28 protein-coding genes and 3 pseudogenes are annotated in these 23797 nt (G+C 42.1%); 8 read left to right on the top strand and 23 right to left on the bottom strand.

Annotation, left to right across the window (positions count from 1 at the left end):
• Positions 1-35 precede the first annotated feature (35 nt).
• The 3 genes from OGM59_07955 (at position 36) to OGM59_07945 (ending at position 2903) form a co-directional block, all read left to right on the top strand.
• A complete protein-coding gene (locus tag OGM59_07955) occupies positions 36-1016 on the top strand; it encodes an ABC transporter substrate-binding protein (GenBank protein ID UYI90630.1) in 981 nt (326 codons plus the stop codon).
• Positions 1017-1189: 173 nt separating this feature from the next.
• Positions 1190-2101 carry an ABC transporter permease gene (locus OGM59_07950; protein ID UYI90629.1) on the top strand — a complete coding sequence of 304 codons (912 nt, stop codon included), beginning with the start codon at positions 1190-1192 and terminating at the stop codon, positions 2099-2101.
• Positions 2094-2903: an ABC transporter ATP-binding protein gene (locus OGM59_07945; GenBank protein UYI90628.1), complete on the top strand. Its 810-nt coding sequence runs from the start codon at positions 2094-2096 to the stop codon at positions 2901-2903. Before OGM59_07950 ends, OGM59_07945 begins: the two co-directional genes overlap by 8 nt.
• Before the next feature lie 236 nt (positions 2904-3139).
• Here the strand turns inward: OGM59_07945 and OGM59_07940 are convergent, their stop codons facing one another.
• The 8 genes from OGM59_07940 to OGM59_07905 form a co-directional block, all read right to left on the bottom strand.
• Positions 3140-3361 carry a hypothetical protein gene (locus tag OGM59_07940; protein UYI90627.1) on the bottom strand — a complete coding sequence of 74 codons (222 nt, stop codon included), beginning with the start codon at positions 3359-3361 and terminating at the stop codon, positions 3140-3142.
• 72 nt (positions 3362-3433) lie between these two features.
• On the bottom strand, positions 3434-4750 hold the full coding sequence (locus OGM59_07935) for a hypothetical protein (protein ID UYI90626.1): 1317 nt from the start codon (positions 4748-4750) through the stop codon (positions 3434-3436).
• 338 nt (positions 4751-5088) lie between these two features.
• A complete protein-coding gene (locus tag OGM59_07930; GenBank protein UYI90625.1) occupies positions 5089-6279 on the bottom strand; it encodes a site-specific integrase in 1191 nt (396 codons plus the stop codon).
• 77 nt (positions 6280-6356) lie between these two features.
• Complete coding sequence (locus OGM59_07925) at positions 6357-6560, bottom strand: excisionase (GenBank protein UYI90624.1); 204 nt, start codon at positions 6558-6560, stop codon at positions 6357-6359.
• A gap of 374 nt (positions 6561-6934) precedes the next feature.
• Entirely contained in the window at positions 6935-7174 is a 240-nt protein-coding gene (locus tag OGM59_07920) for a helix-turn-helix domain-containing protein (protein ID UYI91770.1), read from the bottom strand.
• A complete protein-coding gene (locus OGM59_07915; GenBank protein ID UYI90623.1) occupies positions 7167-7595 on the bottom strand; it encodes a sigma-70 family RNA polymerase sigma factor in 429 nt (142 codons plus the stop codon). The genes OGM59_07920 and OGM59_07915 overlap by 8 nt, the downstream gene beginning before the upstream one ends.
• Before the next feature lie 279 nt (positions 7596-7874).
• On the bottom strand, positions 7875-8099 hold the full coding sequence (locus tag OGM59_07910; GenBank protein UYI90622.1) for a hypothetical protein: 225 nt from the start codon (positions 8097-8099) through the stop codon (positions 7875-7877).
• Between the two features lie 31 nt (positions 8100-8130).
• A complete protein-coding gene (locus OGM59_07905; protein UYI90621.1) occupies positions 8131-8556 on the bottom strand; it encodes a hypothetical protein in 426 nt (141 codons plus the stop codon).
• A 34-nt stretch (positions 8557-8590) separates the two neighbouring features.
• Between OGM59_07905 and OGM59_07900 the strand changes: the two are divergent.
• The 5 genes and pseudogenes from OGM59_07900 (at position 8591) to OGM59_07880 (ending at position 10614) form a co-directional block, all read left to right on the top strand.
• A pseudogene (locus OGM59_07900) lies at positions 8591-8815 on the top strand (topoisomerase C-terminal repeat-containing protein).
• A gap of 133 nt (positions 8816-8948) precedes the next feature.
• Positions 8949-9116: pseudogene (locus tag OGM59_07895) on the top strand (peptide-binding protein).
• Between the two features lie 122 nt (positions 9117-9238).
• Positions 9239-9322 (top strand): 23S rRNA methyltransferase attenuation leader peptide, encoded by an 84-nt coding sequence (locus OGM59_07890; GenBank protein UYI91769.1) that lies wholly within the window; start codon positions 9239-9241, stop codon positions 9320-9322.
• A 124-nt stretch (positions 9323-9446) separates the two neighbouring features.
• Positions 9447-10184 carry a 23S rRNA (adenine(2058)-N(6))-methyltransferase Erm(B) gene (erm(B), locus tag OGM59_07885; GenBank protein UYI90620.1) on the top strand — a complete coding sequence of 246 codons (738 nt, stop codon included), beginning with the start codon at positions 9447-9449 and terminating at the stop codon, positions 10182-10184.
• 169 nt (positions 10185-10353) lie between these two features.
• Positions 10354-10614: pseudogene (locus tag OGM59_07880) on the top strand (topoisomerase DNA-binding C4 zinc finger domain-containing protein).
• A gap of 177 nt (positions 10615-10791) precedes the next feature.
• On the opposite strand, the gene OGM59_07875 reads toward OGM59_07880, so the two are convergent.
• The 15 genes from OGM59_07875 to OGM59_07805 all read right to left on the bottom strand — a co-directional run bounded on the left by OGM59_07875 (position 10792) and on the right by OGM59_07805 (position 23791).
• On the bottom strand, positions 10792-11208 hold the full coding sequence (locus OGM59_07875; protein ID UYI90619.1) for a hypothetical protein: 417 nt from the start codon (positions 11206-11208) through the stop codon (positions 10792-10794).
• Positions 11205-11408, bottom strand: coding sequence for a helix-turn-helix transcriptional regulator (locus OGM59_07870; GenBank protein UYI90618.1), 204 nt, complete (start codon positions 11406-11408; stop codon positions 11205-11207). Before OGM59_07870 ends, OGM59_07875 begins: the two co-directional genes overlap by 4 nt.
• 100 nt (positions 11409-11508) lie before the next feature.
• Positions 11509-12420, bottom strand: a complete 912-nt coding sequence (locus OGM59_07865; protein ID UYI90617.1) for a conjugal transfer protein — start codon at positions 12418-12420, stop codon at positions 11509-11511.
• Positions 12421-12437: 17 nt separating this feature from the next.
• A complete protein-coding gene (locus OGM59_07860; GenBank protein UYI90616.1) occupies positions 12438-13445 on the bottom strand; it encodes a bifunctional lysozyme/C40 family peptidase in 1008 nt (335 codons plus the stop codon).
• Positions 13442-15646 carry an MFS transporter gene (locus tag OGM59_07855; protein ID UYI90615.1) on the bottom strand — a complete coding sequence of 735 codons (2205 nt, stop codon included), beginning with the start codon at positions 15644-15646 and terminating at the stop codon, positions 13442-13444. The genes OGM59_07860 and OGM59_07855 overlap by 4 nt, the downstream gene beginning before the upstream one ends.
• Complete coding sequence (locus OGM59_07850; GenBank protein ID UYI90614.1) at positions 15646-18096, bottom strand: ATP-binding protein; 2451 nt, start codon at positions 18094-18096, stop codon at positions 15646-15648. Before OGM59_07850 ends, OGM59_07855 begins: the two co-directional genes overlap by 1 nt.
• Complete coding sequence (locus OGM59_07845) at positions 18074-18472, bottom strand: conjugal transfer protein (protein UYI90613.1); 399 nt, start codon at positions 18470-18472, stop codon at positions 18074-18076. The genes OGM59_07850 and OGM59_07845 overlap by 23 nt, the downstream gene beginning before the upstream one ends.
• A gap of 116 nt (positions 18473-18588) precedes the next feature.
• On the bottom strand, positions 18589-19092 hold the full coding sequence (locus OGM59_07840) for an antirestriction protein ArdA (protein UYI90612.1): 504 nt from the start codon (positions 19090-19092) through the stop codon (positions 18589-18591).
• A 17-nt stretch (positions 19093-19109) separates the two neighbouring features.
• Positions 19110-19613: an antirestriction protein ArdA gene (locus tag OGM59_07835; GenBank protein UYI90611.1), complete on the bottom strand. Its 504-nt coding sequence runs from the start codon at positions 19611-19613 to the stop codon at positions 19110-19112.
• Positions 19532-19828 (bottom strand): conjugal transfer protein, encoded by a 297-nt coding sequence (locus OGM59_07830; protein ID UYI90610.1) that lies wholly within the window; start codon positions 19826-19828, stop codon positions 19532-19534. The genes OGM59_07835 and OGM59_07830 overlap by 82 nt, the downstream gene beginning before the upstream one ends.
• Positions 19829-19937: 109 nt before the next feature.
• The gene (locus tag OGM59_07825; protein UYI90609.1) at positions 19938-20558 is read right to left on the bottom strand and encodes a hypothetical protein; all 621 of its coding nucleotides are present in this window, start codon (positions 20556-20558) and stop codon (positions 19938-19940) included.
• A gap of 89 nt (positions 20559-20647) precedes the next feature.
• Positions 20648-20869 (bottom strand): hypothetical protein, encoded by a 222-nt coding sequence (locus OGM59_07820; GenBank protein ID UYI90608.1) that lies wholly within the window; start codon positions 20867-20869, stop codon positions 20648-20650.
• Entirely contained in the window at positions 20870-21004 is a 135-nt protein-coding gene (locus OGM59_07815; GenBank protein ID UYI90607.1) for a DUF3789 domain-containing protein, read from the bottom strand. It lies immediately after the preceding gene.
• A gap of 12 nt (positions 21005-21016) precedes the next feature.
• The gene (locus OGM59_07810; GenBank protein ID UYI90606.1) at positions 21017-22213 is read right to left on the bottom strand and encodes a replication initiation factor domain-containing protein; all 1197 of its coding nucleotides are present in this window, start codon (positions 22211-22213) and stop codon (positions 21017-21019) included.
• Positions 22214-22396: 183 nt separating this feature from the next.
• Complete coding sequence (locus OGM59_07805) at positions 22397-23791, bottom strand: FtsK/SpoIIIE domain-containing protein (protein UYI90605.1); 1395 nt, start codon at positions 23789-23791, stop codon at positions 22397-22399.
• Positions 23792-23797 lie beyond the last annotated feature (6 nt).

The raw sequence follows: 23797 nt of genomic DNA, 5'->3' as shown, positions 1-23797 counted from the left end.
TCATCATAAATTTACCGAGAAAAGGGGTTATTACAATGAATAAGGTTGTGAAGAAGATCGCTGCCGTGGCGCTGTCCGGGCTGCTGGTGGCTTCTGTATTTGCCGGTTGTTCCGGCGGCAGTGCCAAGGACACTTATACCGTAGGTATCTGCCAGTCCATGCAGCATCCGGCACTGGACAAGGCTACCGAGGGCTTTAAGAAGGCGCTGACGGACAAGCTGGGCGACAAGGTGACTTTCAAAGAGCAGAACGCCGCCGGCGATTCCACCCTGTGCTCCACCATTGTTAACCAGTATGTGTCTCAGAATGTGGACCTGATCATGGCCAACGCTACGGACGCACTGGTGGCTGCCCGCACGGCAACCAACACCATTCCGATTGTGGGTACCTCCGTCACCAGCTACGGCGTGGCTCTGGGTCTGAAGGACGAGACTGCCACCAAGACCGGGATCAATGTGACCGGTACCGCCGACCTGGCGCCGCTGGATAAGCAGGCCGCCATGGTTAAAGAGTGGGTGCCGAATGCCAAGAAAGTGGGTATTCTGTACTGCTCAGCGGAGAAGAACTCCAAGTACCAGGCTACCGTTGTGGGCGCAAAGCTGAAGGAAATGGGCCTGGAGGTGAAGGAATACACCGCTGCGGACTCTAACGAGATCGCTTCTGTGACCAAGCTGGCTTGCCAGAACAGCGATGTACTGTATGTTCCCACAGACAACACCATGGCCTCCAGCGCCAAGACCATTGACAACATTGCAAAGCCTGCCGGCGTACCCATTATTGCCGGTGAGGAGGGCATTTGCTCCGGCTGCGGTATAGCCACTCTGTCCATCAGCTATTACGACATCGGCTACAAGGCCGGCGAAATGGCTTATGACATTCTGGTTAACGGCAAAGACCCGGCAACCATGGACATTGAGTTTGTGCCGGAAAACAAGTTGACAAAGGAATATGACGCCGCCCGCTGCAAGGCACTGGGCGTGAAGGTGGTAGACGGCTACAAGGCAATCGAAAGTTAAACATTGCCACGATGCCGGGCAGCAGAAATGCTGCCCGGTTTTTTGTGTGGTTGATTAGCGTGTGGTTCGGTGGTGGAGAGATTGGTGTCCTCTACTTGATTTTTTACGGCGGATTTGGTAAGATAGGACTACGCTTTGCGAATTTAGCACTTTAAATTGAAGGAGATTGTGCAATGAGCGGATTTTTAGCTTCTTTGCCCGGTGCTTGTGCCCAGGGTATCATCTGGGGTATTATGGCAGTGGGCGTGTATTTGACCTTTAAGGTTCTTGATTTGGCCGACTTGACGGTGGACGGCAGCTTTGGTACCGGCGGCGCCGTGCTGGTGGTGTGTACCATTGCAGGGATGAACATTTGGCTGGCTATGCTGCTGGCGTTCTTGGCCGGGTGTATTGCCGGACTGGTTACCGGTATTTTGCATACCAAGTTTGGCATACCGGCGATCTTGGCAGGTATTTTGACCCAGCTGGCGCTGTATTCCGTAAACCTGCGGATTATGAGCGGTCGTGCCAATGTGGCGCTGAATATTGATGAATACGGGATCTTGGTATCCCTGCGGTATATTCCCAAATCCATTCTCGTCGGCGGTGCTTTTGCGCTGGTGATCATTGGGTTACTGTACTGGTTCTTCGGCACGGAGCTGGGCGCCGGTGTGCGCGCCACCGGGTGCAATGAGGCCATGGCCCGCGCCAACGGCATCAACACCGGGTTCAACAAGGTGCTGGGACTGGTGCTCTCCAACGGCATTGTGGCATTGTCCGGCGGCCTGCTGGCCCAGTATCAGGGCTTTGCGGACATTAATATGGGCCGTGGCGCTATCGTTATCGGCCTGGCGGCTGTGATCATCGGCGATGTGATCTTTGGCAAGCTGTTCAAGAACTTTGCTCTGCGCCTGCTGGCAGCGGTGCTGGGCGGCGGGATCTACTATATTGTCATTCAGTTGGTGCTGCAAATGGGTCTGAACGCCAACGACCTGAAGCTGTTCTCCGCTTTGGTGGTGGCGCTGTTCCTGGGCGTGCCGTACTGGAAAGGGCAGCTGAGCGCCAAGCATGTAAAGACGAATAAGGGGGGCAAGGACAATGCTTAAAATCACAGGTGTACAAAAGACATTTAACCCCGGCACCATCAATGAGAAAAAGGCCCTTTGCGGCATTGATCTGACCTTGAACGAGGGCGATTTTGTAACGGTAATCGGCGGCAACGGCGCCGGCAAATCCACGATGCTGAATATGATCGCCGGTGTGTATCCGGTGGACTGCGGTTCCATTGTGATCGACGGCAAGGATGTGACCAAACTGCCGGAATACAAGCGCGCCAAGTTCATCGGCCGTGTGTTCCAGGACCCCATGACCGGCACGGCTGCGGATATGCAGATCGCCGAGAATTTGGCCATCGCCGCTCGCCGTGGCAAGGGGCGAAGCCTGCGTTCCGGCGTTAGTAAAAAAGAAAAGGTTCAGTATGCAGAGATGCTCAAGGAGCTGGATCTGGGGCTGGATACCCGCCTGACCTCCAAGGTGGGCCTGCTCAGCGGCGGTCAGCGCCAGGCGGTGACCCTGTTGATGGCCACTTTGAAGAAGCCGAAGGTGCTGCTGCTGGATGAGCACACCGCAGCGCTGGACCCCAAAACCGCCAAGAAGGTGCTGGATCTGACGGAGAAGATCGTGGCCCGAGATCACCTGACTACCATTATGATTACCCACAATATGAAGGACGCCATTGCCATCGGCAACCGGCTGATTATGATGAACGAGGGCAAGATCATCTATGATGTAAGCGGTGAGGAGAAGAAAAAACTGACCACCAAGGATCTGCTGGATAAGTTTAAGATTACCTCCGGTGAGGAGTTTGACAACGACCGGGTGCTGCTCTCTACCGAGGCGGGGGAGTAAGTCCATCAAGCAAAACAAAAGACGGAACCATGTAGAGTGGTTCCGTCTTTTTTGCGCTTTTTACAGGGGGACACCCGGCGGCGATTGTCTATATCCGGATCTCGTTGCCCGGCACACAGTCTTACTATACCACGCGCATACCGGCCGGACTTCAGAAAAGCCACCGGGTTTATTAGAAATACTGCGATTTTCGCCCCACCGCCGGTAAAATAAAAAGCAGCCCGGTGGACTGCTTTTTATTTATGGAATTTTGGTAATCGGTTCCTAAAGCAATTGGTCCAGGCGGGCAAATAGCCGCTTTTGACGGCCACTTTTTGAGAGCTTATATTGGCAATATCCGTGGTGTAATAGGGCACCACACCTCGAGCCAAAGTCTCTATGGTCAGCATATTCACCAGCTTTACCTCGATGCCGTTGCCGCGATAGGCAGGGCGCACATCCACGCCAATCTGCCACATTGTCTGGCTATCTGCGCTGACACGGTTCCTGCTTTATTTATCAGGTATCTGGCTATAACAATGGTTTTGTTGTTATTGTCCATTGTACTGCTTAAATACGGTGATTTTATCCGGAACCTCATCTGACACGGTGATTTCTATGTTGAATGTATTTCCCTTATAGTCATTTTCGTATGTATAAACATTGTCGCCGTCGGAATCGTAATTGCTTGAAAGTTCGTTGCCGAGTCTTTTGCTCCAATCCGTTTTTTTTGAATTCCCGTCCAAACCAAAAGCAGTGTATCGGTTGCGCGTATCGTCGGTGTAATTTATGGCGATGCTGTAAATATTGTTCGTGCCGTATTCACACATAATCACAATGTCGCCGAAAGTGTGCCTTGTGTAAGAATCCAAATTCTTTTCAGCCTCGGTTTCATTACCCAAAACCTTTTTTGCATCCTCTAAATCACCCGAAAATAAATCGCTTATTTCCGTCTTTTCAATTTGTGCGGATGTTGTTGTATTTTCCGTAGTGCTTTCGGTTTGATTCAGATTGATTTCAATGGATTTATTGCCTGCTTTTTCACCAGTTTCCTTGGTCTTTTTATACAAGTCCTTATCCATTTTCAAAATGTTGACCTCAAATAGAGTGTCTTGACTGGAAACTGTGACAGTCTTTAATCCGGCAAAAAATCCGTTGATATACCATCCAGTTGTTTTTTCGTTACACATGCTGTTATATATAACTTTATACACTTCATCTATTTGGCTTTCTTCAATTCCTTCATACGCACATAACGCCAATGCCGTATTTAATGCCATGTTGCCGTATAGGTCATCTTTGCCTTGACCATTACTAAATACAGTGGTGACATCAATTACGGGGCGAACATCAATAATCTTGCCATTGAGACAGTCAATATAGAATCCCATAATGTGATTGTTATTTGCAGTATAGGTATATGTTATCACATCACTGTCTTCATGTTCGGTTTTATTGTCATATTTATAAAAATTGTCAGCGTTTTCGGAGTCTACTTCGCTTTTGTCGGCTAAACTTTTAAGAAGGCTATTTATTTTGTCGACGAAATCATCGGGCGATTCATCATAATAGTAGTATATTCCGCTGTTTTCCGCGATTTCGGTGTCGCTTTTTATCCATTTTGAAGCTGAATCTGCCGCTTTGTCTGTGCTGTCGCTGGATGGCATCAGCATTGCTATTGCAACCAATAATATATTTATCCCTAAAAAGACACCAAGACAAATTAAAACAACCTTTTTTACTTTTTTCTTTTTCTGAGCTTTTGCATCAACATCATTTTCAACTTGAACAGCAACTTTGTTTTTGCAGTTTGGGCATTGTATGTCCGTGTCATTCATCATCGCTCCGCATTTTTCGCAGTATTTCATATATTGACTCCTATAATAAATTCATGGCGTATTGTAATGCAATAAACCGCAAATCACTTTTTGCACTTCCAATGCTTAATGTTACAATTCCTGAGCTTTCGTTATAGCTGAATATCAGCGTGCCCGAATTGCCGTATGATTCGTTTTCGCATTTTTTTGCATAAAAAACTTACTAAATTTCTGATTATCTTTTCATAAGTTGGTAAATGCCGATATATCCCGTATTTTAGGGCTTTATCGGTATTTTCTTTTTGGAAGATACCTTGCATAAGCTGGCATTTACCAGCATGAAAATGCAACCAAAAGTAGTAAATGAGTAGTAAATATAAGCTCCGATATTAACAAGCCAGTCTTTCCAGTTCCGCTTTTGCAGATTGAAATGTACCGTGTGCGTAATAGCCAAGTGTCATGGTTATGTTAGCGTGTCCCATGAGATATTGCAGGGTGTTTGGGTTCATTCCTCTATTTGCCATATTCGTACAATAAGTATGCCTGAATGAATGTGGTGTGATGTTCGGTAACTTATCCGTGTGATACTTGTTATATTTCTTAATCAATCCTCGCACCATACCCTCATAGTTTCCTGCAACTTTAGGCAAGCCCTCACGGTTTAAGAATAGGAAATTGCTGTAACCACCTACAATCAGCGGTTGTGCTTTTCCTCTGCTCTTTAGTATTCTTTGGATTGCTTGATAAGCCCGTTCTGTCAATGGAAGTTCCCGTTTTCCGTTTTTGGTCTTTGGTGTTTCAATATAGTAGCCTATTTCGCTATCTTTCAATAGCTGGTGGTCTATATTGAGTATTCTGTTCTGCATATCAATATGCGTCGTCAGTCCGCAAAATTCAGAAATACGAAGTCCCGTTTCCAGCAGAAGCACAACCTCATCATAATACTTGCTGTAAATCTTGTCCTTTTCCATAAAGGCAAGCAGGCGTTCTTCCTGCTCTGGTGTAAGGATAACTTTCTGCTCCGTATCATCTTCCAGAACATCACTTAGCTTAAATTCAAACGGGTTCTTTCTGATACAGTCGTCTTGTATCGCCATGTAAAATGACGCTTTCAAGGAACGCTTATAGTTATCAATCGTTTTATAGGCATATCCTTTTTCACTCATTCTGATAGCCCATTCTTTAGCGTCCGATTGCTTCACAGTATCAATCGCCCTCATACCCAACGGGTCGTTTTTCAGAGCGTTCATAAGATACTGTCGTCCTTTTTCAGTAGCCCTTTTGATGTTCTTTCTTTGGCTGTTCTTCTTGTCGTAGAGCTGGCAGACTGTCATTTTACCGCCGACTGTGTCGATACCGTCGTTAAGGTCTTTTTTTATCTGTGCTTCTTTTTCCCTCAACGATATATCATCACGCTTTCCAGCAGGTGTCTTGTCTGTCGGTACAAGTTTCCAAGAATAGACAAATTGTGGCTTTCCGTATATATCGGTATATTTATAAACGTATCTTCCGTCTTTTCGCTGGCTCTCTCCATTACGCAAATTGCGATTTTTACCGTCTTTTCGTTTTACATTAGACATAGTGTAAAGCTCCTTTCCGTCATGGAATGAGCCGTGATACGCTATATTTATTATACCATATCTACGGCTCAATGACATTAGATTTCGTCCAATGTATCTATGATTTTTTCAAATTGTTTTCGCTTAATCTGAATACGGTTACCGTTCACGATAACCCAGCCAGCGTCAATATTTTCTTCGGCTAATTTACGCAATTTCTTTTCGCCAATGCGGAAGTATTTGGACGCTTCTTCAATCGTCAGCGTATATTTTTCCCAGATAGGCACATCAGTATTGTTCATAATCTATGCACCCCCTTTACTGTGTGTCATTTTTTACAAGCAGGCAGACGGCTTTGGAAAGCTCCGTTAGTATCTCAACTATTCCCATTCTTGTGGGCAGAACCGCACCATGCGGACGTATCATTATTCTGTGAGGATAGGTCGTGGCAAAACGACTTTTCCAACAGTCGCTCTCGGATCACTGCGTGGGTCGCTCGCTTTCTTTTGAAAAGGTCGTGGCGTACAGTCCCCGTGGCTCGCTATCTCACAAACGTATCTGTCTGCTTTATTCAGTTGTCAAAGAGCTGTGGCGAAAGCGTGTTGCTTTCATGTAAAAGCAGGGGCAGAGCAGGAAAGAGGGGATTGAACAAATCATGCTCTGCGGTTACTGCTTGTTATTCTTCGGTTTCTAAAGGAATATCAAAGTCCAAAATCATTTTGATAAGTGCTTCTCTGATACGTCCTTTTAATTCCATGTCTACGACTATGCAGACATTACCATATTTGTCGTAGAACGGACGCAAACAACATTTTGATATGTACGGGTCATACAACGCCAGTATCTTTTCAATCGCATTTACGTTGCCGTCCACAGCCGACGAAATAAGGTAAAATGACGGGCGTGTGTTATTCATCATTCATGTTCTCCTTTAATTTTTTCTTGATTTCTTCAAGTGAGTTCTTCCTACTGCGGAACGACGTTGAACGGTTAATCTTTAATCTGTCGCCGATTTCTGTATCGCTCATGCCTAAGAAGAAATACATCAACAAGATTTCTCTGTCTTTTTCAGACAGATACTTAATCGCTTCTGCTAAATCATCATCAAGGACACGAACCTCAATACCACATACATCAAAGGCGGTATAATCGCTTTCGTATTCGTCCCAGACTGCCAGCTTTTCTACGACGATTTCTGGAAGTTCACAATAGGAAATTTCCTTATTTCTTCGTCGCTTTAATTCTTTGCGATAATTACGGACAATGCCTTTCACTACACGTTTGAGCTTGCAGTCAAATTGACATTGTATTGTCTTTTGGAAGTCCGACGGTTTCATATCATCACACCCCCTTTCCGTTATGACGTGAAAAGTGTTTATCCCTCTTTCCGCACCATATCTGTACAGCAAGGTGTGATTTGTTGCATGATTTTGAAAAAAAATGAAAAAATTTTTTCGGGTACAAAAAAAGCCCGCACAAAACATATAGTCTGTACGAGCTATTAAAGCTGTGAGATATTCAGTTGTTAATAAAATGCTGTTAGGTAGTGTATGACCGTATAAGATTATGCTTAAAACTTTCCATGACACAAGCCCCCTTACAGCACTTGATTTCTATTAAACTTTTGTCTTTTTTGTAATCTTGTAAATATATTCTTCTGGAGTAGGGCGTTTATTTCCAAAATACTTTCTGAAATTCTCCTGCACTTCTGGGTCGGTGCTGTTCATAGCTTCATCAATCGTCGCTTCAATATCAGCTCGAACATCAGCTAATGACACACCGCCAGCTTTTGCACCAGCTTTCAATGCTTTTTTAATATCTCGTTTTTTAAGTCCTATCATAGTATTACCTCGTCACAATTTACTGAATGTTTTAGAAATGTTTTTCAAAATGCTTATATAGAATAATCCCTAAAAATGTTTGCAGTAGGAATAAACCAAATATAATGCCTATAATCCATGCTTCAATATGAAGTAACGCAAGTACAAAAGCAACAAACAAGTACACGAAAGTCATTAACTGATATACTAAAGAACCAGCTTTCATTCTTAAAAATATTTTTCTTTCATCAACATTATTGATGTGATTTTCTCTATTTATATTTTGTAATTTTTCTTTATTTTTTGGCATTTCATAATAACAAATTTTCAATAATTGAACACCAGAAGCAAAAGCTAAACCGAACCCCATTGCGTAAAAAAGTGTAGCGTAATAATCAGTATCAATAACGAAATATCCAAAACATATAAAGATTATACCTATAATAATCTCAATGATAAATGATAATTTTTTCTTCATTGTTAATTCCACCTTTCAAAAGACTACATTTTCTGTATTAAAAAAATCGTTTTATGGTTGTTCAAATTATCCTGAATGTAAGTTTACTTTAGCTGAACATTTTAGAAAGAAAAAACTAACCAAAACGAATGTAAAAGAATTACTGGAGGGAAAAGAAACCCTGGTAAAAGGAATCAAAAACAAAGAGAAAAAGCCCTACAATGCCGTTGTAAAAATTGGGGAAAAGGGATATATTGATTTTATATCTTTCTCAAAATAAACATAAAAGCCCTTTAAAGAGGGCTTTTATATATTAATCACAAATCACTTATCACAAATCACTTATCACAAATCACAAGTGATTTGTGATTGTTGATGATAAAATAAGAATAAGAAGAAATAGAAAGAAGTGAGTGATTGTGGGAAATTTAGGCGCACAAAAAGAAAAACGAAATGATACACCAATCAGTGCAAAAAAAGATATAATGGGAGATAAGACGGTTCGTGTTCGTGCTGACTTGCACCATATCATAAAAATCGAAACAGCAAAGAATGGCGGAAACGTAAAAGAAGTTATGGAAATAAGACTTAGAAGCAAACTTAAGAGTGTGTTGATATTGCAGTATCTTAAAATTTTGTGTATAATAGGAATTGAAGTTAAATTAGATGCTAAAAATTTGTAATTAAGAAGGAGGGATTCGTCATGTTGGTATTCCAAATGCGTAATGTAGATAAAACATCTACTATTTTGAAACAGACTAAAAACAGTGATTACGCAGATAAATAAATACGTTAGATTAATTCCTACCAGTGACTAATCTTATGACTTTTTAAACAGATAACTAAAATTACAAACAAATCGTTTAACTTCTGTATTTATTTACAGATGTAATCACTTCAGGAGTGATTACATGAACAAAAATATAAAATATTCTCAAAACTTTTTAACGAGTGAAAAAGTACTCAACCAAATAATAAAACAATTGAATTTAAAAGAAACCGATACCGTTTACGAAATTGGAACAGGTAAAGGGCATTTAACGACGAAACTGGCTAAAATAAGTAAACAGGTAACGTCTATTGAATTAGACAGTCATCTATTCAACTTATCGTCAGAAAAATTAAAACTGAATACTCGTGTCACTTTAATTCACCAAGATATTCTACAGTTTCAATTCCCTAACAAACAGAGGTATAAAATTGTTGGGAGTATTCCTTACCATTTAAGCACACAAATTATTAAAAAAGTGGTTTTTGAAAGCCATGCGTCTGACATCTATCTGATTGTTGAAGAAGGATTCTACAAGCGTACCTTGGATATTCACCGAACACTAGGGTTGCTCTTGCACACTCAAGTCTCGATTCAGCAATTGCTTAAGCTGCCAGCGGAATGCTTTCATCCTAAACCAAAAGTAAACAGTGTCTTAATAAAACTTACCCGCCATACCACAGATGTTCCAGATAAATATTGGAAGCTATATACGTACTTTGTTTCAAAATGGGTCAATCGAGAATATCGTCAACTGTTTACTAAAAATCAGTTTCATCAAGCAATGAAACACGCCAAAGTAAACAATTTAAGTACCGTTACTTATGAGCAAGTATTGTCTATTTTTAATAGTTATCTATTATTTAACGGGAGGAAATAATTCTATGAGTCGCTTTTTTAAATTTGGAAAGTTACACGTTACTAAAGGGAATGGAGATAAATTATTAGATATACTACTGACAGCTTCCAAGAAGCTAAAGAGGTCCCTAGCGCCTACGGGGAATTTGTATCGATAAGGGGTACAAATTCCCACTAAGCGCTCGGGACCCCTTGTAGGAAAATGTCCTAAGTGTGGCAACAATATTGTATTAAAAAAATCGTTTTATGGTTGTTCAAATTATCCTGAATGTAAGTTTACTTTAGCTGAACATTTTAGAAAGAAAAAACTAACCAAAACGAATGTAAAAGAATTACTGGAGGGAAAAGAAACCCTGGTAAAAGGAATCAAAAACAAAGAGAAAAAGCCCTACAATGCCGTTGTAAAAATTGGGGAAAAGGGATATATTGATTTTATCTCTTTTTCAAAATAAACATAAAAGCCCTTTAAAGAGGGCTTTTATATATTAATCACAAATCACTTATCACAAATCACAAGTGATTAATCACAAATCACTTGTGATTTGTGATTCTTAATGATACAATATTACTATACAAAAAAAGAATGGGGCGTAGTTATGGAGAAGGAAAAACTAAAAATACTTGAAGAATTAAGACGTATTTTTATCTAAATAACGAGCTGTTATAACCCATGTAATTTGTCCGATAGCAATAACTCCTGCTATCGAAAAAAACACAACTTTACTCATATATCCCATAAAGACAAGAGCAAATAATACAAGAACCAATAATGTAAGTGTTACTTTATAAGCATTCGCAAGAGAAGCATTAGTAATTGCGATATTTCTTTCATCATTTTCTAATATTTGCATTTCTTTTGTTGGCTTACTGAATATATCACAACCCATAAAAATCAATATTATTCCAATAAGCGTTGTACCATAGACAACCAAATCTGGACGAGGTACGGGCAATAGTTGGTGTACGCCTAAACCATAAGTTAGTAAACCACCTAAAAAGATTATTACACCGATAAATAATTCAACTTTTTGTATCTTATGTTTCATTTGCTTTCCTCCTCATAAATAAATATTTCTTCAATACTCATTTGAAAGTACCTTGCAATTTTAAAAGCTAAGATAATAGAGGGATTGTAGCGTCCATTTTCTAAAGAGCCTATTGTTTGACGAGATACTTCAAGAGCAGTCGCTAAATCTTCTTGTTTAATACCTCTTTGTTTTCGTAATTCTTCTAAACGATTTTTCACAACATACCCCTTTCTTGAACAAATGGAATGTTTGCTTTCCTTTTCTAATCTTATGATACTCCTGCAAGTAAAGAATGTCAAGCAAACTTTCCATATTTTATTATCCTACAATCTTCCAGTTGCTATCCTTATGTAGCACAAGTTCATACTGCGATATTTGTGTAGCCTTTGTCTGATTATCAAGGAATTTCACAGCAACTTTGACTTTCACATTGTCCCCGTCCTTTGTAAAGATAGGGTTTACCAGTTCAGCATAAATGTAGTCCCTGCCGATAGGCTCAAGCACATTTCCCGATACATAGTAGGCAAGCTCTTTTTCTGTGGCTGTCGGGTACAGCTTAAAGAATGTTTCAAGAAATGCAGTAGCGTCATTGACGGTATCAGCGTCTACACTTGCATTTGCTTCTGGTGTCTTAGGCTCATAATCTGATTTCTCGATTGCTGGTGCAAGGGTAGGGTTCTGAACGATTACCATATCCCCGTCAGCGTCTACATGGACTTTTACGGTATAGGTTGCTTTCACATTGCTTGTCTGTTCTCCCTCTTTTATCTGCTGATCCACTTCGTAGGTAGCAGAAAAAGTGTCCGTTCCCGACTGTTCAATACTCCATACAATCACATCTGTAACTGTGGAGCTGGTCGGTATATCGGTTCTAATGGTATCCACATTCAAGTCCTGCAATTCCTTTGTCAGATAACCGCTGATTGCCTGCGTCCTTGCTTCAATCGCTTCTTTGCTGTTACTCCATGTGTAGTAGGGCTTTGCAAAGTTCTTCACAAAATTTTCTATCCCGTTGGTGTCCTGCAAGCGAAGCTCTATGATTTCTTTTTCATGGGTCGTGTGCTGGTCGATAGCCGTAAAATTCTTATACGCCCCAAAGCTCACGCTTGCGATAAGCACCACCCACAATGCAATCACGGATTTTTTATGTGTGCCTACCTTGAAAGTACGCACCTTTTTTTCTTTGGGTTCTTTGATAGTTTCTGTCTGTTTCTTATTCTTTCTAAACATGATGAAATCCTCACTTTCTATTGTTTTACTCGTCCTGCACCGATTAAGTGCTGTTGCCAGTAACTACTACTTAGGTCTGCATATCCTATCGGGTCGCCTGCGTGGTACATCTGTGTCGGCGAAACAAGAATACCGACGTGTGTTACATAACTTCCAGCGTTATAGGTAGAATGGAAAAATACCAAGTCCCCAGCCTTTGCCTGCGAAAGTGGAAGATGTTGGGTTGCGTCATACTGTGCTTGTGCGGTTCTCGGTAAGGAGATACCAGCTTTTCCATAGCACCATTGCGTCAGTCCCGAACAGTCAAAAGAAGTGTTGGGATTGCTACCGCCATACACATATTTCCAGCCTTGATATTTTAACGCTTCATTCATGACCTTTTGTGCCAGCTCTCCCGATACCTGCGGAACAGTTAAATACTGATTGACTAATTCGACGTAAAATTGATTGCCATACTGATACCGCCAACCCCCGTTCTTCGCAACGGCTATCGGGTTGGTGTAGGTTACTTTCTTTCCACCCGATTTCTCACGGGCGAAGCTCTCTGCAAGGTTAAAGGTGTGTTTCTTTCCTTTTCCTGCCACATATCCCACATAACCACCGCCATAGTTATAGGACTGTATCGCTACATTCAAATCGTCGATACCTTGATTTTTACAGGAAGAAAGCAGGGACGCAAAATACTTACACCCCTGCTTGATTGAGCTTTCCGTATCTAAAGAGTTGGGCGGTAAACCAAGACTTTCTGAACTCTGCATAACATCTTCTGCCGTACCGCCACTTTCTACTTGAATGATAGCCAGTAGCACGTTGACATACTCGGAGATACCGTTTTCTCTGGCGTATTTTTCCACCATAGGCTGATGTTTCAAGACTTCTGCGGATAAATTCATACCCGTAATGCCAGAAGAAAAGTTGCTGTTCTCGTCGTCGCTGTCCGCACTAATGAGGACACCAAAGAAAAGGACTATGGAAAAGAGGATAGGAAACAGACTGCCAATAAGAGCGATATGTTTCAGTTTCATTTTTTCTTCTGTCCTTTCTTCGTTACAAGGTTACGGTTCTTTTCGGTATGTTCCGTTGTACGCTTTGATTGTTCAAAGGTCTGTTTCTTTGTAGTACGCTCTGCTTTGTAATTCTGGCGTGTTTCCTGCGATACTACTTTTTCTACATTCTGCCTATGTACTGGCTGTGCAGGCTGGGTCGCTTTCTTATCAGAAGCACCAGAAGATAACGGACGCTCTTTCACAACATTTGTCTTGACTGGTTCACTTGCTTTTGAAGTGGTCGCTGTGGCAGGACGTTTCACTTCCTGCATTTTTTCCGCACTCGGCTTTGGAATGGTTGAAGCTGTGGCTGGTCGCTCATGGGGACGGGTAGCTCCCGTTGTCGCTGATCCGTCCGTCTTTCTTTGTCTTGCTTCTTGTGCCTTTTGAAGCTCCATACGTTTGTCAGCGATATTCTGTCTATGCTGTTCCTGCTTTTCCAAGCGTCCCGTCTGTCTGGACTGCTGTTCCTGCACCATGCCACGCTTGAAGTCTGATACGCTGGACTTTGCCTTTTCCTTTGCGGAATACACCGCATAAGCGGTCTGTGTCGGCATATCCTTGATATTCTCTTTGACAGCGTTAGCCTTGTCTTTCACTTTATTTTTCGTATCTAAGACAGCACCCACCTTTGAGCCTGCACGCTGTCCCATGCTGGAAGTGGTATTGCCCCGATTTTCTTTAGAAGCCGTATTTTTTCTTTCGGCTCTCTTGCCAGCAACGGCACTTCCAGCTACCGCACCAGCCACACCACCCGAAATACCGCCAGCACTTACCGCCCTTGCAATACGGTGTTCCATACGCCTAGCCCTATGTCGCATAAACAGATACGGTCTGCGGAAAATTCTTCGTCCCATGTTTTGACTGTCGCCAGCATTAAGTGAGAACATACTCATTAAGTCGCCCAGTTTCATATAGATACCAGCAAAACACACTATCTGCAAGAACGCCACCATAAAGAACGGGTAGTCTGTGGAGATGTTATAAAACATACTGGAAATGCTGAACGCCACCGTTACAATGAGCGTTATTCCTGCCCGTGTCATTATGGTATTAAATACCCTCACGATTGCCTGCTTTGCCATGCTTTCATAGCTCGGTATCATGGAAAGTAGAAAGCTGATAGGTAAAAACATTGCAAAGATAATAAAGAGTATCTGGCTGAACAACATCATACCCGTAAGCAAGAATACAAATATCGTGATACCTAAGTTAAAGAATAGCAGGAAGAACACCATACCTAAACGGTTTACGACCTGCGGTATCGTCAGATTGTTGTTGTCATTGTCCTCGATTTCTGTTTTCACGACTTCCTCTCTGGTCTTGCCGTCCTCGTCCTCTGGACTTACTGATACCAGAGCTTCTACACGGTCTGTCCCGATTTCCTCTGCGTTGCTGTTACCAAATTGAAGCAAGAGCCACGGCTGTTCCACTTGAATGGAAAACAAGCTGTCCCGTATCAAGTCCACGCTGTCCTTGCCCTCGCTGTCAGAGTTGGGGAGCATGATTTTTGTTCCCAAGTCCAAAGAAGCGGTACTGATGTCTGATGAAAATTCATTTATCTTCTTGATGTAATCGGGAGCGTAGGCAATAAAGGAAGCGGACAACACGAACACCACCACAAAGTTAATAACAGCGTGAAGTGCCTTGCTGGTTTCGCGTTTGATAAGTCCCGTATAGGCAACATAAAGTCCCACTATTAAGATAATGAGAAGCAGGAAACCGACATAGAAGCCCGTAGAAGAAAAGCCGTTCTCGGTAACGCCTGCAAGGGTCTGTATGCTTTGTCCGATACTGTCTGCCATATCGTTAATAAAATCAAGTTTGTATGCTTCCTGCACCACATAGCCCGTAGCATTGCTTAAATAAAGGCTTATCGTCCAGACAAAATTGGTAATGCAGTAAAGTCCGTACTGCACCGATTTTCCGATACCGTCCAGCCAGTTCCATGGCAACCACGACCAGCTATTATCCACATAAAAATCAAGCTGGTAATTCGACAGCGGATATTTTGAGTAAAGATTTTCTGCGTTTATGGTATCGTCCACAAGCCCCGTCGCATGAGCCACCGTCCCCAGAAGTGAGAGCAGGATAAGGGAGAGTGCCACGACAAACAGAGCCATTTTGAGAAAGTGAAGTATCTTCCTTTTTGTGAACGCACCTTTTATCCTTTCTTTCATCACTCCACCTCATTTCTCTGTACGGGCGGTCTGGTATCAAAGGCGTGTAGCAGTTCTTCAAAGACTGGGTGTATCTGCACCACACCGACACGCCCGTATAAGTCCTGCAATAAGCATTGTCCGTTCTCCAAATCACGCAAGCGTTTCTGGTTGTTCTCGTCGTCCTTGTCGATACCGAAAAATTCTAAGGTCTGCTTTATCTCGTTGATGTCAGTAGAACGAAAGGCAAACTTCAAGCCGATATTGTTTTTCAGACTTTCCTTTGACACGTCGCCAGAAGATTGTGTAACAAAATAGACGCCTGCCTGCATAGCTCGTCCAGCACGCACCAGCTTATTTGATAAAGTTTCGCCTTGTGCCACATTTAAGAACGCCCACGCTTCGTCAAGGTCTACAATCTTAAAAATGCTTCTGTCTGAATGGATAAAATCAAGGGCAAAGGTACTAATCACAATCAGCATAGACACCGACAATAATTCAATGGTCGTGTATTCCTCAAATGTTGTATCCTTATCTGGTAATACTAAGTCCGCTACTTGAATGATATTGAGTTGGTTATCCAGACTGATTGCATTTTCCACCGTACCGTCTGAAAACAGCAGGTGTGCAAAGTCGTAGTCCGTGAAGCTGTCGATATGTTCTGCGATATTTCTTGATATGGGTGTATCTTCACGGCGTAGCTCGTCTATCACATGGAGCAAGCCCCGACTGTCGCTCTGGGTAACGGAGCGTACCGCCTTACGAAGTACAGGGAATTTTTCGCCGTCCCTAGAGGAAATACCCGTAAGGAATGTTAAGATGTCGATTGCCAGACTTTCAGCGTCTTTTACATTCTTCATAATCACGAACGGGTCAAGAAGTCCTGCATTGTCCTTGTCGCTGGTAAGGTTTACGATATTGATTTCATGGGCGATTTCTGGGAGCGTTTCTTTCCAGTTGCCCCTCTCAGCTTTGGGGTCTAAAATGACTGCTTGACCGCCAAACAGCACCGCATAATATACCAGAAGATTGTTGCAGAATGACTTTCCACCGCCAAGCGAACCGACAAAAGCAGAAGCAAGAGCGTTTGTTACTGTACCTTTTACACCCTGCGAAGCTAACGACGGTTGCAGGTACACATTTCTTCCCGTATCAACGGAATAGCCCATATAGATACCCGTAGTTTCCCCTAACTGCTGGGTCGCACCAAAACCAAGACCTGCCAAGAAATCTGATTTTACATACTGCACGTAGTCATTGATATATCGCTTGCTGGCAGGAAGAAATTCAGAATGAAGCCCCAGCATATCCCCAGCAGGACGCACCAGCTTTACATTGAGGTCGTCGTAAAAATCTTTGACTTCATCACAACGGCGTTTTAATTCGTCCAAATCATCAGCCGATACACGCACTACATAAGAGAGCTTATACATACTTTCTTTTGTCTGGTCTAAGTCCGTTTCCAGCTCATCCACGCTGTCTAATGCGTCCACCACATTTGAGCTTGTTTCACTTCCTGCTTGATAAGCGTGATTGTCAAGGTCTTTCAATTCCTTTTTCTTGTTGCGGACGGTTGTTAATGCTTTACGGTTCTCCACGATTTCTACATTCATAGAAGTATCAACGGGGAATGTGAATTGCTGTTGCTGGAAATAGAAGATTTCAGACGACGGAAAATCAAGCTCGCCAACAATCGCATTGACGGTAAAGTAGGACACATAGCTTTCCCTGTCCTCATGTTCCAATCGCAAATACCGCTGGCTTTCCTCAATCACACACCTTGTCGGACGGATAAGGTCGTAGTATTTTATCAGCGTTTCTTTCTGTAATTTCTTCTTTGGTAGCTGGTACTCATAATCTTCATAGGCGATACCGTCCCTGCCGTAAAGATGTTCCATGAGATACCCAAAATCATGGATTTCCAAGCGACGCACCTTAAAGCGACGGGAGATTTTATTTTCCAGCAACTTTTCCATTTTCATATAACGGTTGATTTCATCATTCGGCATGGAAACAAAGTCATTCATCAGCGTGTGGTTCACTTCATGGAGAAATTCCTTGAATGTCAGCCACGCCGATTTTTTGATGTTCTTCAGATTGAGCTGTTCTTCCGTAACCATGAGCTTAAAGCCAAGAAAAAAGCGGTAGTCCACTTGATTGTCCCCAATCATTGATACTAACGCTTCGGTCTGTTCGTCTATCTTCTGGCAGGCAACTTCCTTTAATTTCCCCGTAACCAGCTTCTTTGACTGCTCCTGCATACTTCGTATTGAGCTTTCCGTTGCAATCTGCAACGCATGAATTTTTCCCTCACGGGACTGTGCGATAAGCTGTCGGAAACTGTCATGCACGATAAATTTCTGCTCTGCGGATAGGAAAGAATAGTTGTATGGTATCAGCTCATAATAAGCAAACACCTCATTGTCCTTATTCCAGACAAGGTTATTGTCAATATATTTTATCGGGAACATAGTTCACACTCCTTACTGCCGTGATTGTTTCATTGAGTATCTGCTTATGCAGTTTTACGGCTTTTCCTGCATAAGTGATTTTCGGTCGCAGGGCATAGGTTATCTGTGATTTCAAAAAGCTGTACGGCTTCTTTCCGTCAAAGGTTTTCTGCGACATAAACCATGTGAGAGCAACGGGAATACCAAAGTATTTGAGAAATGCTCCCTCAATCATGGAAAGTGGGGGAATATCCCCAAACAGAATAATGAGAAATTCCGTAATCACAAACCATGTAATCTGTGTAAAGGTAACGGGAAAGGGTAAGTTAAAGTCATTGATTGCATACAAGACTTTTTCCACGTTCCAGATACCCGTATAAGATTTAATCTTTTTCAAGTTCTTTCAGCTCCTTTCGTAAGTTTCTAAATAGAAAAGGACAGCCATTTTCAGACTGTCCCTTAAAGAGAAATACGCTGTCAGTAACAACAATGCTTGTCGCTGATCTTCCAGCGTTAATATGGTATCTCGCACATACCTCGGCTTGTTTCAATAAAGCAACCGCCCATATCCAAATCTCGCCCGTAGGCTTCATAGTCAATGTAATTCTGTAAGCTGGGTGGAATGTCCCCAAGTGCCTGCAATTCGTCTATGTAGTAATAGGCAACGTCTGTCATAGTTTCACAGTCGGGATAATAATAAATATCGTCCTTGTGTTCCACGACTTCTTCCAGCGTCCCGTAGTGGCTGATAAATTCGTCCAGACACTCTACAATATAGTCGGGAAGTTCCTCTATCATTTCATACATCTCATTGAGTTCTTCAATGGAAACATACTCGCCAATCGCAATGGGGAAGTTGTCGGTATCATGGATAGCGTATTCCTCATACTGTTCATTCAAGCCGATTTTTTCTTTCACATCTTCCTCGTCAATGGGGAACGTGAACCAAGCACCGACTAAATAGCCCTCATTGTATTTGCCAAGATTAGCAATGTAAACCGCCATATCATCAATCATAAGCACCACCTCATTTCCTACTCTGGCAGTTCAAAGATACCGTGTTCTGTTACTAAAAATTTCCCGTGTTCCTGCAAGTGAGAAGCGTAGGCTTCAAAGTCAAAGTAATATTCTTGACAGTCCTCGGATAAATGCTTAAATGTCGGGTCGTTCATCAGCTTTTGCCTTGCAACATCTATCATGCTTTTGCAGTCGGGATAAACCGTAATCACGTTCCTGCAAATATAAAGTGCTTCTAAATTTTCATACACGGTAAGAAGTGATACATATTCTTCCTGCATATCGCTTGAAAGCTGGCGGTACATAAAATCTAATTCGTTGAGCTGGTACACGCTTGTATGTTCGTGGACTTCATCAGCAAAGGGCAGTACCTTTTCGATAATGCGGTAATCCCCACTTTCTGCACCGACACCTAACTTTTCTTCAAACTCTGCAACATCTATCGGCAGGTCAAACCAGTATGATGTTGTTTCTTCGCCAGTTGTTCCTTTCGTTTCCACCAGCACCCTTGTTTCCTGCATTGTTCCTCACGTCCTTTCTGTTGTTTCATCACATCTTGTAAGGTCTGGTACGACATACCAAACACATATTTAGAAAAATCTTCTAACTGTCTTTCTTCATAATCGGCAGGGTTCAGTCGTTTCATTTCCTGCCACACCTTACGCTTGTAAGAGGGCAGGTCGGAAATATAATCACAGCCGACTTTCGTCTGCATATCCTTAAAAATATCGCTCATTTCATCACTCCAATCTAAAATTTAGGTAAGAAAAAAGCAGTCAATCCTAAGACTAACTGCTTTGTGTGTATGGATATGAAATTGTCAAACTGGGATTTATCAATATAAACTACCATGGAAAAATATAATAAAATACCAAAGTACTTAATACAATTCCGACAATATACATTTTTCTATAGTTTACTTTTTTGAAAAATATTATGGTAAACACAACAGCTCCTATAATATCCATTAACAACTGAAATAGGAATGTTTGATGTTCCAAAAAATAAATAAAAACTGCTATTGTTTCAGCAAATAATGCTCCTACTGGTAAAGAATATAATACTGAACTAAAAATATGTTCCCTATTCCAATAGTACAGAATAAATGCTGCTATTGCACAAGCGATTGACCAAACAGTAAACAATATGAATAGCCCAAAGCGGAATCCGCCGGAAAACATAGGTATAAACATTCCTAATATTGCTTGTAAAGCATAAAAACTTAATGTCATTCCAAACATATACAAGAACGAACTAATTCCTGCACAAATATTTGAGGTGCTTAACATAACGATGATAGTATTGGTAATAATCCAAAAACCAAACAATGTTTGAGGTGATGAAAAACTCCATAGTGTATCTGCGGGAAAATAATCTAACAGTCTACATATACACCCTACTAATATACCAATTACAAATATCGCTGTATAAGACTTATATGTATTTCTTAGTTTTATATTTGACACAATAGTTTTCCTCCTAAGTTCAAATTCATATTTGTCGTTTTCTTCATATCCATATTATATCACTCACATATTAGCACTACAATAAAATTTTATGCACCGATAATCTTGTTGAACAGCTCTAACAGTACATCTTTCACACCGCCGGCATTGAATACCAAGCCGACAGCAATCAAGGCAACTACCAAGAAGCCAATGAGCTTTGAAAACTCACGCTTGAACCCTAAGTAGATACCGATAACCACAATCGCCATAAGCACTAAGCTCTGTGCGTTTGATAAAAACCATTGATATAAATTTTGTCCGAAATTCATTTAATTGTCCTCGCTTTCTTTTAATTGTTCCATTTCATAGTCAGCTTCTTTGCCGACATTCAAAATACACATCAAGACTACGCCGATACCCATTCCCATAGATACCAGCAGGAAGTCTTTTAATAATACCCACATTTTTTATCACTCCTAACTTTCTACTAAATCTTTTGCAGGGGTCGTCTGCTGTTTGATTATCATTTCATGCTTTTCTGTGAGCTTTGCCTGCTGTTCGATTGTTTCCATGTAGTCTGTACCGTTTCCCTTATCAATCTTTTTCAGCATTTTTAAGGTCGGTGCTACCTGCCGTTGTACCCACCGCAATGTGCGGTCTAAGGTGTAAGGCTCTGGTTTTGTCGTCAGCTTCAAGCTCTGTCTGTTATCGCCGATAAACCAAGCCCAGCGGTCATTGAGCTTCCAGTCATTTTTTCGCTTGTCGGGTTCTTCATCAACAAACCGCACATACTGATTGATGATAGAAAAAGCGGTCTGTTCTGCGTCATAATAGGTCAGTAAATCTCGTACCGCATAATAGGCTCGTTCATTGCGAAGCCGTATTTCAAAACGGTTGATAATGTCGGCTTCTTCCAGAGGTGTCCCTAACTTGACGTACTGCTCATAGTCCTTTTCATAGATACAGAAATACACATCTGATTTCAGCGACCCAAGATAAAGGGTACGCCCCATATATTCTCTGTCGTCCTCTCTGTGCTTGATAAGCTCGCCCGACTGGTAAAACTTATAGCTTCTGGACTTTCCGATATATTCCCGTTTCCTGCATTTTTCCGCAAGCTCTGGAATATCCAAAATGCCCGTATGGTCGTTGATAGCAAGGTCGATACGCTTCATCACGCCACCGTCTATAAGTGCGTCCATAAGAAAGTCATACCAGCTTCTTTGCTGTGCCAGCAGGTAACTTTCAAACTGCCTGCAACCACGCCCCTTTAACTCTAAAAGGACACCTTTTTCTTCGTCAGCCGACGTATAGATAAAGATGTCCCCTAAAGAGTAATGCTCCGTATAACTGTAACGCCCGTAATTTTCATGGAGCATATAGTTGATATTCAGTTTTAATATATCTTTGATGATGTGCTGTATATCCAGCGTGGGAAAACGAATTTTCACATAATCAAACAGCATGGTAAGCGGTGCTTCTGGATTGAACTTTGCCAGTTCTTTATGCAGAGTATTCAGAAGTTCCTTTGACGGCTTCATTTTTCCGCTTTCTATCTTGTTGAGATATTCTCTTGTGATACCAGACGCCACCGCCAGCCTGCCTTGTGAGATACCGTAAGCAATCCGTTTTTCCCGTAATTCTTTTATCCATTGTTCTTCATTCAGAACCATACCCCCAATCTGTCAAGTGTGAAGTTTTTTAAGGCGACTTCACAGCCGATTTTTGCTAGGAAACCATGCGATAAGCCTTATGTTTCCTGTGTTTTTCGTCTATTGTCTATTTGCAAACGTACCCCTCTGTTAGATACCGAGGGGTTTTACCTGCTGGCGTGGCTTACGCCACACCAGCAACGGCTAGTCCGTGCCGTCGCCTTTCGCTTCGCACGTCGCCGTCCCGTCCTGCCTTGCTTGTGAAAGAAAGCCGATAGTCTGCAAAAAATCATGTCCTTTTGGAACTAAAGGCGTGTAAAACTCACTTATAACGCTTGTTCCCACATCACAATAGCCACGTCCCTTGATACGCTTCTGAAAAAATTGCTTTTTCACATCTGAACCGAACAGCATACCGTAACCTAATTCGCTGATACGCCCCAAGCCCACACGGAAATTGAAGTTATCTCTGATACCGTCCGAGAAATACTTTGCGTCTGGACGCTGGCAGGCAACGATAAGGAAATAACCTGCTTGTCGTCCTAACATAACGATTTTCTTTAACTGGCTAAGTAAGCTCACACTTTCTTTCGTCCCCAGCATTTCAAAAAATGCTACATATTCATCAAAGATAAGAAAGCAGGGTGGCAGTCCCAGATAGGCATAGTTTTCGCCCGTCTTATAGTTCGGGTGTTGCTTCATTTCCTCACTTCGCTGTACCATGCCCTCATAAAAGGCATTGACACAGTCTATCATTTCTTCTTTGGTGTGATACACATTTCCCATAACTGTTCCCAAGTCCGCAAGGTCAGCGTTCTTCGGGTCTAAGATATAAAGGACAGCGTTTGTATGCAGTAAGGCTTCAATGAGCGTCAGCAGAAAATAAGTTTTACCACCACCAGTCCCACCAGCAATCAGAGCGTGAGGGAGTGCGTCATATTCCCAGACAAGATTTTTCATCAATCTAAGACAACCGTTTTCTGCCCGTACTTCATCAATGGTAATGCGGTTCGCTATCATATCATAAAGCAGGGTATATTCGATATAGCCGTCATGCAGGGTCTTGTCGGTCAGCTCACAATACAAGCCACTTTCCAACTTATCCTCCAACCGTAAAAGCTGGTCTTGATATTTTCCCAGCGTAATTTCACAGCGGATATGAAGAAGTCCTTTTTCCATTTGATAATAAATCTTTGGAAACCAGACGATTTTTTCCCTTGATCTGCTTTGCAGGTCAGTAAAAAAACCGCTGTCTTGTACGGTATCGGCTTCATACCACTTATTTTCCAGTATCATTCTTGCCAGCTTTTGACGGTGCAGTAGCTTCTTGAAACTGTCGTAACAGAAGCGGTAATACAGAAAAGCGACCAATGCACAAACACCAGTCGCTATCAGTATGGTTATGAAGTTGTAAAGGGAAAGCGTAAAGCCATTGTCTAATAAGCTGAAATGTTCCCAGTCGGTACGCATGAGCTGTTTGCTATTCAGTAGCAGGAGAACTGCCACGAACACAAACAGAAGCGTCTCTATGGAAAAATGATAAACAAGGTGCTTGTCGCTGGCTCTGATACGGTGTCCTTTGTTCCAAATCATACGCATAAATCA

Source organism: Oscillospiraceae bacterium, from assembly GCA_025757685.1.
Lineage (GTDB): Bacteria > Bacillota > Clostridia > Oscillospirales > Acutalibacteraceae > CAG-217.
The sequence above is the reverse complement of the archived record's forward strand: the minus strand, read 5'-3'. Positions and strand labels throughout refer to the sequence as shown.

Bases quoted from the DNA above. Each gene is read 5' to 3' on its own strand.
- OGM59_07820 (UYI90608.1), bottom strand. From the start codon at position 20,869: ATGAATTTCGGACAAAATTTATATCAATGGTTTTTATCAAACGCACAG.
- OGM59_07950 (UYI90629.1), top strand. From the start codon at position 1,190: ATGAGCGGATTTTTAGCTTCTTTGCCCGGTGCTTGTGCCCAGGGTATC.
- OGM59_07830 (UYI90610.1), bottom strand. From the start codon at position 19,828: ATGAGCGATATTTTTAAGGATATGCAGACGAAAGTCGGCTGTGATTAT.
- OGM59_07865 (UYI90617.1), bottom strand. From the start codon at position 12,420: ATGTTTAGAAAGAATAAGAAACAGACAGAAACTATCAAAGAACCCAAA.
- OGM59_07940 (UYI90627.1), bottom strand. From the start codon at position 3,361: ATGTGGCAGATTGGCGTGGATGTGCGCCCTGCCTATCGCGGCAACGGC.
- OGM59_07860 (UYI90616.1), bottom strand. From the start codon at position 13,445: ATGAAACTGAAACATATCGCTCTTATTGGCAGTCTGTTTCCTATCCTC.
- OGM59_07850 (UYI90614.1), bottom strand. From the start codon at position 18,096: ATGTTCCCGATAAAATATATTGACAATAACCTTGTCTGGAATAAGGAC.
- OGM59_07955 (UYI90630.1), top strand. From the start codon at position 36: ATGAATAAGGTTGTGAAGAAGATCGCTGCCGTGGCGCTGTCCGGGCTG.
- OGM59_07875 (UYI90619.1), bottom strand. From the start codon at position 11,208: ATGAAACATAAGATACAAAAAGTTGAATTATTTATCGGTGTAATAATC.
- OGM59_07855 (UYI90615.1), bottom strand. From the start codon at position 15,646: ATGAAAGAAAGGATAAAAGGTGCGTTCACAAAAAGGAAGATACTTCAC.
- OGM59_07840 (UYI90612.1), bottom strand. From the start codon at position 19,092: ATGATTGATGATATGGCGGTTTACATTGCTAATCTTGGCAAATACAAT.
- OGM59_07920 (UYI91770.1), bottom strand. From the start codon at position 7,174: ATGAATAACACACGCCCGTCATTTTACCTTATTTCGTCGGCTGTGGAC.
- OGM59_07910 (UYI90622.1), bottom strand. From the start codon at position 8,099: ATGATAGGACTTAAAAAACGAGATATTAAAAAAGCATTGAAAGCTGGT.
- OGM59_07805 (UYI90605.1), bottom strand. From the start codon at position 23,791: ATGCGTATGATTTGGAACAAAGGACACCGTATCAGAGCCAGCGACAAG.
- OGM59_07930 (UYI90625.1), bottom strand. From the start codon at position 6,279: ATGTCTAATGTAAAACGAAAAGACGGTAAAAATCGCAATTTGCGTAAT.
- OGM59_07945 (UYI90628.1), top strand. From the start codon at position 2,094: ATGCTTAAAATCACAGGTGTACAAAAGACATTTAACCCCGGCACCATC.
- OGM59_07935 (UYI90626.1), bottom strand. From the start codon at position 4,750: ATGAAATACTGCGAAAAATGCGGAGCGATGATGAATGACACGGACATA.
- OGM59_07810 (UYI90606.1), bottom strand. From the start codon at position 22,213: ATGGTTCTGAATGAAGAACAATGGATAAAAGAATTACGGGAAAAACGG.
- OGM59_07915 (UYI90623.1), bottom strand. From the start codon at position 7,595: ATGAAACCGTCGGACTTCCAAAAGACAATACAATGTCAATTTGACTGC.
- OGM59_07905 (UYI90621.1), bottom strand. From the start codon at position 8,556: ATGAAGAAAAAATTATCATTTATCATTGAGATTATTATAGGTATAATC.
- OGM59_07925 (UYI90624.1), bottom strand. From the start codon at position 6,560: ATGAACAATACTGATGTGCCTATCTGGGAAAAATATACGCTGACGATT.
- OGM59_07835 (UYI90611.1), bottom strand. From the start codon at position 19,613: ATGCAGGAAACAAGGGTGCTGGTGGAAACGAAAGGAACAACTGGCGAA.
- OGM59_07815 (UYI90607.1), bottom strand. From the start codon at position 21,004: ATGTGGGTATTATTAAAAGACTTCCTGCTGGTATCTATGGGAATGGGT.
- OGM59_07890 (UYI91769.1), top strand. From the start codon at position 9,239: ATGTTGGTATTCCAAATGCGTAATGTAGATAAAACATCTACTATTTTG.